This window comes from Bacillus sp. 3a (assembly GCF_017161885.1).
In the GTDB taxonomy this organism is placed as follows: Bacteria; Bacillota; Bacilli; order Bacillales; family Bacillaceae; genus Bacillus; species Bacillus safensis.
The window spans coordinates 1,860,439-1,872,252 of the sequence record NZ_CP067376.1 but is presented as its reverse complement, the minus strand read 5'-3'; the positions used below and the strand labels follow the sequence as shown (position 1 = coordinate 1,872,252).

The 11,814-nt window shown below is 42.5% G+C and carries 13 protein-coding genes; 1 reads left to right on the top strand and 12 read right to left on the bottom strand.

What is annotated here, in order from left to right; translation table 11 throughout:
- Positions 1-36: 36 nt before the first annotated feature.
- From JJ692_RS09425 to rpsU, 8 genes are all read right to left on the bottom strand, one after another.
- Entirely contained in the window at positions 37-996 is a 960-nt protein-coding gene (locus tag JJ692_RS09425; protein ID WP_024423023.1) for a PhoH family protein, read from the bottom strand.
- A gap of 3 nt (positions 997-999) precedes the next feature.
- The gene (gene yqfD / locus JJ692_RS09420; protein ID WP_024427959.1) at positions 1,000-2,190 is read right to left on the bottom strand and encodes a sporulation protein YqfD; all 1,191 of its coding nucleotides are present in this window, start codon (positions 2,188-2,190) and stop codon (positions 1,000-1,002) included.
- Between the two features lie 18 nt (positions 2,191-2,208).
- Positions 2,209-2,490, bottom strand: a complete 282-nt coding sequence (gene yqfC, locus JJ692_RS09415) for a sporulation protein YqfC (protein WP_012010618.1) — start codon at positions 2,488-2,490, stop codon at positions 2,209-2,211.
- A gap of 205 nt (positions 2,491-2,695) precedes the next feature.
- Complete coding sequence (locus tag JJ692_RS09410; protein WP_122631104.1) at positions 2,696-3,184, bottom strand: hypothetical protein; 489 nt, start codon at positions 3,182-3,184, stop codon at positions 2,696-2,698.
- Between the two features lie 31 nt (positions 3,185-3,215).
- Entirely contained in the window at positions 3,216-4,208 is a 993-nt protein-coding gene (gene floA, locus JJ692_RS09405; RefSeq protein ID WP_024423026.1) for a flotillin-like protein FloA, read from the bottom strand.
- Between the two features lie 27 nt (positions 4,209-4,235).
- Positions 4,236-5,549, bottom strand: a complete 1,314-nt coding sequence (locus JJ692_RS09400; RefSeq protein ID WP_039180060.1) for an NfeD family protein — start codon at positions 5,547-5,549, stop codon at positions 4,236-4,238.
- A gap of 141 nt (positions 5,550-5,690) precedes the next feature.
- Positions 5,691-6,140, bottom strand: coding sequence for a GatB/YqeY domain-containing protein (locus JJ692_RS09395; RefSeq protein ID WP_024423028.1), 450 nt, complete (start codon positions 6,138-6,140; stop codon positions 5,691-5,693).
- A 14-nt stretch (positions 6,141-6,154) separates the two neighbouring features.
- Complete coding sequence (rpsU, locus tag JJ692_RS09390) at positions 6,155-6,328, bottom strand: 30S ribosomal protein S21 (RefSeq protein ID WP_003152957.1); 174 nt, start codon at positions 6,326-6,328, stop codon at positions 6,155-6,157.
- Between the two features lie 182 nt (positions 6,329-6,510).
- On the opposite strand from rpsU, the gene JJ692_RS09385 reads away from it, so the two are divergent.
- The gene (locus JJ692_RS09385; RefSeq protein ID WP_024423029.1) at positions 6,511-7,440 is read left to right on the top strand and encodes a Na/Pi symporter; all 930 of its coding nucleotides are present in this window, start codon (positions 6,511-6,513) and stop codon (positions 7,438-7,440) included.
- A 41-nt stretch (positions 7,441-7,481) separates the two neighbouring features.
- On the opposite strand, the gene mtaB is transcribed toward JJ692_RS09385, so the two are convergent.
- The 4 genes from mtaB to dnaJ are packed head-to-tail and all read right to left on the bottom strand — an operon-like array spanning position 7,482 to position 11,725.
- On the bottom strand, positions 7,482-8,840 hold the full coding sequence (gene mtaB, locus JJ692_RS09380; RefSeq protein WP_024423030.1) for a tRNA (N(6)-L-threonylcarbamoyladenosine(37)-C(2))-methylthiotransferase MtaB: 1,359 nt from the start codon (positions 8,838-8,840) through the stop codon (positions 7,482-7,484).
- Positions 8,840-9,610, bottom strand: coding sequence for a 16S rRNA (uracil(1498)-N(3))-methyltransferase (locus JJ692_RS09375; RefSeq protein WP_024423031.1), 771 nt, complete (start codon positions 9,608-9,610; stop codon positions 8,840-8,842). The genes mtaB and JJ692_RS09375 overlap by 1 nt, the downstream gene beginning before the upstream one ends.
- 23 nt (positions 9,611-9,633) lie before the next feature.
- A complete protein-coding gene (gene prmA, locus JJ692_RS09370; protein ID WP_024423032.1) occupies positions 9,634-10,569 on the bottom strand; it encodes a 50S ribosomal protein L11 methyltransferase in 936 nt (311 codons plus the stop codon).
- 22 nt (positions 10,570-10,591) lie between these two features.
- Complete coding sequence (gene dnaJ, locus JJ692_RS09365; RefSeq protein WP_024427952.1) at positions 10,592-11,725, bottom strand: molecular chaperone DnaJ; 1,134 nt, start codon at positions 11,723-11,725, stop codon at positions 10,592-10,594.
- Between the last annotated feature and the right edge of the window lie 89 nt (positions 11,726-11,814).

The window sequence follows — 11,814 nt, the reverse complement described above, 5'->3', positions numbered from 1 at the left end:
CAAAATGACCCGATGAAGACGATCGGGTCACTCAGTTCATTTTTGCTTTTCGTATGCGCCAATGATCTTCGCCACAAGCGGGTGTCTGACCACATCTGTCTGGTCTAATTCAATAAATGAGATGCCCTTGATCTCTGCAAGCATGTCCTTTGCAGCCGCAAGACCTGACTGCATGCCCTTTGGCAGATCGATCTGTGTAATATCTCCTGTAATGACCATTTTAGAGCCAAACCCAAGTCTCGTCAAAAACATTTTCATTTGGGCAGGTGTTGTATTCTGCGCTTCATCTAAAATCACAAATGCATCATCAAGCGTCCGGCCTCTCATATAGGCAAGGGGCGCTATTTCAATCACGCCGCGCTCGATTAAACGTTCCGTATGATCACTGCCAAGCACATCATGCAGGGCATCATATAGTGGTCTTAAATAAGGATCTACTTTTTCCTTTAGATCACCTGGTAAAAAACCAAGACTCTCTCCTGCTTCAACAGCTGGTCTTGTCAGGATAATCCGTTTTACATGTCCATTTTTCAGTGAATGGACCGCATTGACAACTGCCAAATACGTCTTCCCTGTACCAGCGGGTCCAATTCCAAAGACCAGGTCATCTTTTTTCATCGCCGCAGCATATTCCCGCTGGCCGATTGTTTTCACCCTGATCGATTTTCCTTTGGCATTTTTCGTAATTTCATCTTCATACATATTTTCAAAATAATTCAGCTTGTTTTTTTGCGCCATTTTAATGGCATAAACGACATCCCGTTCAGATATCTCGATTCCTTTACGGATGAGATGTAAAAGAGATGTGATCAAACGGCTTACTGTATCTCTTGATGCTTCCTCACCAGAAACATACACTTTTTCTCCACGCGTAATAATGGAGACGTTCAGCTCGTTTTCCATTAGTTTCAGATAAGCATCTTGATTGCCAAATAAAGCAATCGCTTCGTTTGGGCTATCCAATTTTTGTTGAATCTCAAGTAAATGTTCTGTCATTCTCTAGTCTCCCTGAACAATAGGTGTTGGTTGAACAATATCTTCTATTACTTGGTAAAGGATGATTAACTTAACTTTACCATTCCCTGTTGTCTCGTGCAAAACTTTTTCACTTTTCACCTCTCCTGTTTGACCTAGCTTCTCTTCTAATTCTTTTTTACCCATTTTAATCCCTGCTTGAACCGCTTCTTTATTTGTGTATTCTCGATTTATTTTCTCACTTTCGCGTGTGATTTCCTTTTCATAAGAGAACGGGAGCTGCATGTTTAAGAAATGAAGCGGATGAACTTCTGTTTCTGTTTTTGGCTGCTTAAAATCATCCTTTTTAAAAGAAAAGCCCCAAAATGGCAGTGAGCCTCCAAATGCGGAGAGCTTGTGCTTTGTCTTCATTTTACCCGTAAAGACGTCAAAAGATGTTCGAAGAGGGACAGAAACTTCAGACCGATACCACGTTTCACCATAGATTTTCGCTTTGGCTCCTACCGTTTTTTGCTGATCTTCGCTGCCAATAAGTCCAGAGACAAGCATCTGTCCTTTCTTTACATGTTCATCAACCGCGGCGAGCGGCTCTCCTTTTTCTACATACATTCTCGTGATGACAGCCTTTTTCTTGGCAACGATATGCTGAGGACTCGTGTATTTTTCTTTTTCGGGTTCATTTTTTTCCACAACTTTCATTTGAAAGGTTGTGCCGTTTAGTTCTACACCGACCCATGTGATGCTTGGAATATTGGTTGTCAGGGATTTTTGAATTTTTTCAGGTGTTCCCATTAGAAACTGAAAACGTCCTTTTTGCACCCCGATGTCGTCTAAATGCTTTCTCATTTGATGTTCAGTTTCTGGATTGGCTCCTTTAATATCAATTTTCCATACCATGTTTGAAAGCGCCAATATCGTCACTAGAAAGCATACAATCCCAAGGGTAAATCCGATATTCTTCCTTGACCATAGGAGTAGAAATGGAAAGCCCTTTTTTTGATGAAATGAACATGTCACGTCATGATGTCTGCGTACCTTTCTGAAGGCATGTACATCTGATAAGCGAATAAATAAGCGCACGCTGTCTTGACGGCGGCTCACTTGAAACATTGTGATCCCCTGCCTCGTGCACTCATTAATAAGCCGCTCAATGCCATTTCCTTTGATCTCCACTTCCACTCTGCCAATAAAATAGGCGAACCATTTATTCTTCACGCTTCTCCCCTCCGTCAGTTAAGAATCAATATAACGGACCTCATCGATTTTCCCTTCCAATAAAATCTCTTCTGGCAAAATCGTTTTAATCACAAAATCTTTCCCTGAAATAATGCATTGTCCCTGTTTGAGCATCAGCCTTACCTCTTGATCACTGAAAAGCAAAAGCCCTTTATGGTTCTCTATGTAAATGTGGAGTCTGCCAACCATCGTAATACGGGGAAGATCCATCATCACGTCTGGAGGGATTTCAAGTGTTCTTGTCAGCCATGCTTTAAGTCGATTTTTTCTTTTTCCCATTCAATAAGAACCCCTTCCCACCTCATGTGTATGAGATCAAACTGAAAGATGGTGAGACTGATGAGAAAGCCTCTGTATCATCCTATTCCTCAGGGGTTCATATCATGCTAATGAATCCCGTAAAATAGCCTTTTAAGGATTTTCCTTAAGTAAAATCGTCCTCAGGCAAAAAAAGCCCCCTTTATGAAAAAGGGGGCTTTCTTCTTTATCTTTTATATGGCCGTTTCATCGTTCTGTGCGGCTTTTTCGCGCGCGGCTCTCCAAATACTTCTCCAAGGATCATTCCTTGAACAATTGTATCTTGGTTCACCTTCTCAATGAATTTTGGCCTCATTTCAGCAGATGCAGCCTTTGGCCTTGTCAGCTCTCTTTCAAGCGATTGGAACTCTTTGTTCAGCTCGTTTTTTCTTTCTTCCATTTCGGCAAGTGTAGCCGTATAGCGATCTTGTAAGGACTGAGAAATTTTTTTCTTCATCCCGCCATGATCATGTACATCGCCGAAATCGTCCAGCTGATCAGTCACGACTGGATCTGGACTTGTTTGCTTTTGGGGCACCTGCTTACGCTGAGGAGCGGGCTTCTTTTGCTGATTCTGCTCTTCGTTCTCCTCTTGTTTACCGATCTTCCCAAAGACGGCAGAGATGATACCGATGATAATCGCAATTAGTAGCGGATTTTCAAATAGAATGTCCAATGGGCTCCCTCCTTAAAGCGTGAGAGGATGCTTATTTGTTTTCATTATCAGATGGACCTTTTGTCATTTTGCCAAATGAATCTCTCATATCCGTATCAGCATCGATATTCTTAATGTTCATGTAGTCCATGACACCAATATTGCCTTCACGTAATGCTTCAGCCATTGCAAGTGGTACTTCAGCCTCTGCTTCTACGACTTTCGCGCGCATTTCTTCAACTTTCGCACGCATCTCTTGTTCTTGTGCAACAGCCATTGCGCGGCGTTCTTCTGCTTTCGCCTGTGCAATGTTTTTGTCTGCTTCTGCTTGGTCTGTTTGCAGAATTGCCCCGATGTTCTTACCGATATCAACATCTGCGATATCAATCGAGAGAATTTCAAATGCAGTACCTGAATCTAATCCTTTACCAAGAACCGTTTGAGAAATCATATCAGGATTCTCAAGAACCTTTTTATGATTATCTGATGAACCGATTGTAGAGACAATCCCTTCACCTACACGGGCAATAATCGTTTCTTCCCCTGCACCACCGACAAGTCGGTCGATGTTTGCACGAACGGTAATACGTGCTTTTGCTTTGACTTCAATCCCGTCCATCGCAACACCAGAGATAAATGGTGTTTCAATGACTTTAGGATTTACACTCATTTGAACTGCTTCTAGTACGTCACGGCCTGCTAGGTCGATGGCTGCACAGCGGGCAAAGTTCAATTCGATATTCGCGCGTTGAGCTGCAATTAATGCGTTCACCACTCGGTCCACGTTACCACCTGCAAGATAGTGGCTCTCCAGCTGGTTAATCGTCACATCAAGACCTGCTTTATGTGCTTTGATGAGCGGGTTGACCACTCGGTTTGGAATCACTCGGCGCAGTCTCATTCCTACAAGTGTAAAAATGCTCACTTTTACGCCAGCCGCTAGGGCAGAAATCCACAGCATCACCGGTACAAAGGTGAAAAAGATCGATAGAACAATCAAACCTGCTGCGATAATCACAAATAATAGTAAAGTAGATGGATCCATTTTATTCCTCCTCTAAAATCAGTATATCTATACTTTCCTCACGACAATGCGTGAGCCTTCCGCTTTCACAATTTTTACTTGTTCATCTTTATCGATAAATGCACCTTCTGACACCACATCAATGCGCTCATCTCCGAGTACGATCGTACCAGATGGACGAAGTGCAGTGGCTGTCACTGCGATTTGTCCAACAAGATCCTCTCTTGTTTCATTTGAGACATAACCGCTTTCCTTATTGGTTGAATCGGTTAAAATGAACTTTTTAAAGAATTTCATACGTTTCCCCAACACCTTTGTCAATAAAATAACTGCTATGATTGAAACAGCAGTGGCAATCAAGATGGAAATCGCCATTTCTGTAAAGCTTCCAGCTGCTAAAAATAAGCTGACAACGACACAGATCAGTCCAATGACACCTACGATTCCCCCTGGCAAAAACAATTCCAGAATGATGAGTGCAATCCCTGCTAAAAACAGGAACAACGTCTCATATCCTGCAAAACCTGCCACGAGATGACCATAAAAGAATAGAAGAAGCGCTGTCACTCCCATGGTGCCCGGGACTCCAAAGCCAGGAGAATAGAGCTCAACAACTAACCCTAAACTTGCAATGGATAAAAGGATTGGAATGACAATTGGGTGCGTAAGAAAACGCGCAACCTTTTCAGCAAAGCTCACTTCATCGTATTGAACAGAAGCATCTTTTAATTTCAGCTTTTGAAGCAAGTCATCCATATTTTTTGCTTCTCCTTCTGCATAACCGAATTTAAGCGCCCGGTCTGTGTTGAAGGTGAGCAATTCTCCTTTTGGTGCACCGGCTTCTTTTGCGTCTATATCTATATCCGCCATGGCAAGAGCATACTTTGGATCACGCCCCTGTTTTTCGGCAGCATCACTCATTTCAGCAAGCCATAGAGATTCAGATTTTTGATCGGCAGCATTGCCTTCTCCATCAATGATCGCAGCAGCCCCCATCTTTCCATTCGGGGTCATATAAATTTGATCGGCATTTAGCGCGATGAAGGCCCCGGCTGAAAGCGCTCTATGATTGACAAACGCTGTCACTGGGATATCAGAAGCACGAATCGTATCTGCGATCTCAAGCGCTGCATCGACTGCACCACCTGGTGTATTGATGTCGAGAATAATATGCTTTGCCCGTTCGGATTTTGCCTGCTCAAACGATCGTTCAATGAATTTAGAAAGTCCTTTTTCTACTGTATCTTCAATTGGGATAACATGTACTTTCTGATCTGCTGATTTCGCGGTCAATTGAACCCCTAATAACAAGCATATTATAAAACAACTGAAGAGAGCAATAGAAATTTTTATTTTTTTCATCTATTTGGTGATCCCTCCTCTCTTTCTTCCATTTTACTGTTCCTTTACATACGTTACAAATGTATCATAGGTTTCATTTTTATATGACAGAATCACGAGGGCATAAAAAAAGTACCCTTCTAACAATAGAAGGATACTTTTTTATTGAGACAGCTGCTCGCTGACAAGTCTGTTAATGACAGCTCCATCAGCTTTACCTTTTACTTTTGGCATAATAGCGCTCATGACTTTACCCATATCAGCCTTCGAGGAAGCACCTGTTTCAGTAATCGTTTCTTTCACGATCGTTTGCAGTTCTTCTTCAGAAAGCTGTTCAGGTAAATAAACGTCTAATATGTCAATCTCTTTTTGAACTTTATCTACTAAATCTAAGCGATTAGCTTTCGAAAATTCATGGAGGGAGTCTTTACGTTGCTTAATCTCGCGGGAAAGGACGGTTAGTTCCTCATCGCCGGTCAAACTGTCTTTCTTAAGCTTAATTGCTTCATTTTGCAGCGAAGCCTTTACCATACGAATGACAACAAGCTTGTCTTTCTCACGGTTTTTCATCATAAGCTTCATATCAGAATTTAATTGCTCAAGAAGACTCATAAAATCCACCCTCTTTAGAATTTACGTTTTCTAGCAGCTTCAGACTTTTTCTTGCGCTTTACGCTAGGCTTTTCATAAAATTCACGCTTTCTTGCTTCTTGCAATGTTCCAGTTTTGGATACACTGCGTTTAAAGCGACGAAGAGCATCTTCAAGCGATTCGTTTTTTCTAACGACCGTTTTTGACATTCTCTTTCCCTCCCTCCGAATACACCAATCGACTGCATTAAAAAAAGATATACATGCAAAACATGTACCTAGACATTATAATATAAGCCTAGTGTGAGGTCAACTAAGTGATTTGGAAATATATTTTCGTCATGAGCAGGTAGACAAGTCCATATATTCATTGGTAAGAGGAGGACTTTTCTATGATGGCGATCATTTATTTTTGTGCACTTATTTTCATTTTTTTATGGTCAATGGGCTTGCTGAGAAAAGGATTAATGGCACTTGCGTCGTCTCGTATTGAGAAATCACTTCTTCTCTTTACAGATCACCCGGTCAAAGCATTCTTGGTCAGCATTGTGTTTACAGGGGTTCTACAAAGCAGTTCTGCTTTTATGGTTATCGTCATTGGCTTTGTCAGTACTGGCATTCTCTCTTTTAAAAAATCGATCCCAATGATTCTTGGAACCAATATCGGCTCAACGTTTACGACAGAATTTATCGCCATTAAAATGGACGTGTTCATGTGGGTTTTAATCATAGCCGGTCTTGTATTTATCCTTTTTGGCAGGACATCTTTTAGACATGCAGGAAAAAGTTTATTTGGGCTCGGGATGATCTTTTTTTGCATACAAGGCTTTTCAAAAATTGCAGGGATGATGACAAGCCAGCCTGAGACATTGCGTTTTCTTGAAATGATGCAGCATTCAGACTGGACAGCGCTGCTTTCGGGTACCATTTTCACAGCAATTGTTCATTCGAGCTCCGTCTGTATCGGTATTTTAATGGGATTTATGAATGAGGGAACTGTGGCACTTCAGGAAGGTATCAGCTTTGTGTTGGGATCCAATATTGGGACATGTATTACGGCTGTGATGGCTGCGATATCTGGCGGCTACGCAGCACGTCAAACGGCTTATGCACACGTCGTGTTTAATGTGCTTGGGGTTCTTTTATGCCTGCCGTTTCTCGCCCTGATCACAGAGGTTGTCGCCCTTCTCGCAAGCTCTCCTGCCCAGCAGATTGCGCATTTCAGCCTGCTGTTTAATGTGGCAAGCTCTCTCCTCTTCTTTCCGTTCATTCGCCCTTTTCACGGATTGATCTTGTGTCTCATGCCGAATCAGTCAAAATAAAAGAAACCGGCCTGCCCTTTTGGCTGCCGGTTTTTTATCTATTATGAGGTCATTCTCACTTTGTCTGGCTGCACATCATCGCTGATGCGAACAAATTGTCCTTCGTTATAAGGATAGCCCGCTTTCGTAATTTTTACTTTGACCAGACGGCCGATCATGTCCTCTGTCCCTTCAAAAACAACTTTCATGTAGTTATCGGTATAACCAACATAAAGATTGTGGTTTCCTTCTTGTTCTTTGAAGGATTCTTCCGGAATAATCTCTAGCACATCACCTTCGTATGCTGATGCATACTCTTTCGCAAGCTGGTCAGAAAGAGCGATCAAACGGTGGACACGTTCGTTTTTCACATTCTCATCCACTTGATCTTCCATTCTTGCAGCCGGGGTACCTGTACGTTTGCTGTAAGGGAATACGTGCAGCTCAGAGAATTGATGGTCTTTGACAAAATTGTACGTTTCCAAGAACTCTTCTTCTGTTTCCCCAGGGAATCCCACGATTACATCAGAGGTGACAGCAAGTCCTGGCAATGCTTTTTTCAGCTTTGTTAAACGCTCTGCAAAGAATTCCATCGTATATTTACGGCGCATTCTTTTTAGCACAGTATTTGAGCCAGATTGAAGCGGGATGTGTAAGTGTCTGACAATTTTATCTGACTGATCAAGCACTTCAATCACTTCATCTGTAATTTGACTTGCTTCAATAGATGAAATACGGATTCGTTTCAAGCCAATAACACGTTCATCTAATTCTCTCAGAAGCTTTGCAAAGTTATAATCCTTTAAGTCTTCTCCGTATCCGCCTGTGTGAATACCTGTAAGCACAATTTCTTTATAGCCCGCATCAACAAGCTGCTGCGCTTGATTGATGACCTCTTCTGGATCACGAGAACGAAGAAGGCCGCGCGCCCAAGGAATAATGCAGAATGTACAGAAATTGTTACAGCCTTCTTGGATTTTTAATGAAGCGCGCGTTCTGTCTGTGAAGGCAGGAACATCAAGTTCTTCAAACACACGTGCTTTCATGATATTGCCAACCCCGTTGATCGGCTGTCTTTCTCTGCGGTATTCTTCAATATAGCCTAGTAATTTATGTCGGTCCTGTGTTCCAACCACAATATCAACACCAGGAATCGCCATGATTTCTGCTGGTGATGTTTGCGCATAGCAGCCTGTTACACAAATGACACCATCTGGGTTATGACGAATGGCTCTTCTAATGACTTGGCGGCTTTTCTTATCGCCTGTATTCGTGACCGTACATGTATTAATGACATATACGTCTGCTTTTGATTCATACTCTTTTCTTTCATAGCCAGCTTCTTTAAACAGCTGCCAGATCGCCTCTGTTTCATAGTGGTTGACCTTACAGCCAAGTGTATGGAACGCTACTGTTCCCATCATGATTCACCTCTTAATAACTCTGTTTGATAAGATATAGCAGAAAGCGCATATAAAGGAGCAGTTTCTGTTCTTAAAATGCGTGGTCCAAGCCCGCAAATGACTGCACCAAGCGTTTCAAGCTCTTCAATCTCCTTTTCTGCCAAACCGCCTTCAGGGCCAAAAACCACTAGCAAGGTTTGTCCGCCTTTCATCTGTTGAAGCACAGTTTGAAAACGGCTTTGCTCTCCTTCTTTCGATGATTCTTCGTATGCAACGACACATTTATCGAATTCACCAGCTAATTGCGTCAGCTCTTTAAACGTTGATACTGAATAAACACGTGGAATGATATTCCGGTAGGACTGCTCGGCTGCTTCTTTCGCGATTTTCTCCCAGCGCTCTCGTTTTTTATGTGACTTTTTTTGGTCAAGCTTTGTAATAGAACGAGCCGCTTGAAACGGAATAAAAGCACTTGCGCCAAGCTCTGTGCCTTTTTGGATAATGAGCTCAAGCTTATCTCCTTTTGGAAGACCGCTTGCAATCGTCACCTTAATCGGAAGTTCTCTGTTCTGATTTGTCCAGCTTTCAAGGTGGCAAATCACTTCTTCCTTTGTTATTGTATCAATTTTACTGAGCGCTTCAAAGCCGTCTGTCGTTAAACAAAGGATTTCCTGCCCTGCTTTCATCCGCATGACATTGGAAAGATGATGTACATCTTCACCTTTTATAACGATGGCTCCCTTTAACGTCACTTCTTCTTTCGTGAGGTCGATAAAATATCGTTGCATACGTGTCCTGACACCTACTCGCTTTATTTTTTCGCTATAATGCTGACCCAATCTTCCATTGACAGCACTTCAACAATGTCAAAACCTGCTTCTTCTAATGCTGTTTTGACTTGTAATTTCTTCTGTCCAATGATGCCTGATGTAATGAAATAGCCATCTTTCTTCAATAGGTCATAGGCTTGATCTGTAAAGCGCAAAATCACTTCTGCCAGAATGTTGGCGACAATCACATCACGCTCACCTGAAATTCCATCAAGCAAATTGTTTTGTTTGACCGTCACTTGGTCACTTACACCATTTAGTTCGATGTTTTGCTTCGCACTTTCTACCGCAACGGTGTCGAGATCAAAGGCTTGAATGTCCTTTGCACCAAGCATCGCTGCTGCCACACTTAAAATTCCAGAGCCTGTTCCAACATCAATCACCGTATCGTTTTCCTTCACGTAGCGCTCAAGCGCCTGAATACAAAGGACGGTTGTTGGATGCGTACCTGTTCCAAATGCCATTCCAGGATCCATTTCAATAATCAGTTCATCAGAATGAACCGGTGTATATTCTTCCCACGTTGGAACGATGGTGAATTTTTCAGAGATTTTCACAGGATGATAGTATTTCTTCCAGGCGGTGGCCCATTCTTCTTCATTTACTTCACAAATTGACAGTGTATTGCGTCCAAGGTCAATATCGTATAGAAGAAGATTGTTGATGGCTTCTTTGATCTCATCTACCGTTTCCATCAAAAAGCTGTTCATTGGAAGATAGGCTTTCACAATAACACCTTCATCCGGATAGTCATTCGGATCGAGCTGGTAGATCTCACCGTATACATTTTCACGTTCCTTGACTAAATCAAGCGGGTCCTCAATCACGACACCACTTGCACCTGCTTCATGCAAAATATTGGTGATCGGTTCCACCGCTTCATTTGTTGTATGGACGCTAATTTCTGACCACTTCAATACTACCAACTCCTTATCCGTCTTACTCGCCTTTAAATGCGCGTTTTACCTTATCGAAAAAGCTCATTTCTTGTTCGTCTGGTTTATTTCCGCTCACTTCAGCAAATTTTCTAATGATATCTTTTTGATTGTCTGTTAAATTTGTCGGTGTGACAACACGTACAACGATATGCTGATCGCCTTGGCCGTAGCCGCGTACATTTTTCACGCCTTTACCTTTAAGTCTAAACTTCGTGCCAGTTTGAGTGCCAGCAGGAACTTTTAATTTTACTTTTCCGTGTAATGTCGGCACTTCAATTTCGTCACCTAATGCAGCTTGGGCAAAGGTGAGCGGCATCTCGCAGTAAATGTCATCTCCATCACGTTCGAAGAATTCATGCGCACGCACATGGAACACAACAAATAGATCGCCTGGAGGTCCGCCATTTACACCTGGTTCACCTTGGCCAGACACTCTGAGCTGCTGGCCATCGTCAACACCTGCAGGGATCGTCACGTTAATTTTCTTACGCTTACGCACTTTGCCAGAGCCGCCGCATGTTGAACATTTATGGTCAATTTGTTTCCCTGTTCCGCTGCAGTAGTTACATACTCTGCGGTTGACCACTTTACCAAACGGAGTGGATTGCTCAACATTTAATTGACCAGAACCGCCGCAATGTGAACAGGTTTTTGCCTGCGTACCAGGCTTTGCACCTGATCCATGACATGTTTCACAAGATTCTTCACGAGGGATTTCAATGGTTGCTTCTTTTCCAAATGCCGCTTCTTCAAACGAAAGCGTCATTGTATATTGCAGGTCCGCTCCTTGGCGCGGTGCATTTGGATCTCTTCTTCTGGCTCCGCCGCCAAAAATACTAGAGAAGATGTCATCAAAGCCGCCGAAGCCGCCAAAGTCTCCTCCGCCGCCAAAACCGCCGCCGCCAAAGCCTTGGTTTGGATCGGTATGACCGAACTGGTCATAATGCGAACGTTTTTGATCATCAGAAAGGGTTTCATAGGCTTCTTTTACTTCTTTGAATTTCTCATCTGAGCCAGCTTCTTTATTAATATCAGGGTGATACTTTTTTGAAAGCTTGCGGTATGCCTTTTTGATTTCGTCCTTTGAGGCGCTCTTACTTACGCCAAGCACTTCATAGTAATCACGCTTACTCATCTCTTCACACTCCCGATTTTCTCACATAAATACGATTGTATCATTTTGATTTAACCTTTTTCAATTCCTTTCATCGTTGAAAAGAAAAA

What these genes read in the sequence shown, in the direction of transcription:
- JJ692_RS09425 (WP_024423023.1), bottom strand. Translation starts at nt 996, where the DNA reads ATGACAGAACATTTACTTGAGATTCAACAAAAATTGGATAGCCCAAAC.
- yqfC (WP_012010618.1), bottom strand. Translation starts at nt 2,490, where the DNA reads ATGGGAAAAAGAAAAAATCGACTTAAAGCATGGCTGACAAGAACACTT.
- floA (WP_024423026.1), bottom strand. Translation starts at nt 4,208, where the DNA reads ATGGATCCATCTACTTTACTATTATTTGTGATTATCGCAGCAGGTTTG.
- JJ692_RS09400 (WP_039180060.1), bottom strand. Translation starts at nt 5,549, where the DNA reads ATGAAAAAAATAAAAATTTCTATTGCTCTCTTCAGTTGTTTTATAATA.
- JJ692_RS09395 (WP_024423028.1), bottom strand. Translation starts at nt 6,140, where the DNA reads ATGAGTCTTCTTGAGCAATTAAATTCTGATATGAAGCTTATGATGAAA.
- rpsU (WP_003152957.1), bottom strand. Translation starts at nt 6,328, where the DNA reads ATGTCAAAAACGGTCGTTAGAAAAAACGAATCGCTTGAAGATGCTCTT.
- JJ692_RS09385 (WP_024423029.1), top strand. Translation starts at nt 6,511, where the DNA reads ATGATGGCGATCATTTATTTTTGTGCACTTATTTTCATTTTTTTATGG.
- mtaB (WP_024423030.1), bottom strand. Translation starts at nt 8,840, where the DNA reads ATGGGAACAGTAGCGTTCCATACACTTGGCTGTAAGGTCAACCACTAT.
- JJ692_RS09375 (WP_024423031.1), bottom strand. Translation starts at nt 9,610, where the DNA reads ATGCAACGATATTTTATCGACCTCACGAAAGAAGAAGTGACGTTAAAG.
- dnaJ (WP_024427952.1), bottom strand. Translation starts at nt 11,725, where the DNA reads ATGAGTAAGCGTGATTACTATGAAGTGCTTGGCGTAAGTAAGAGCGCC.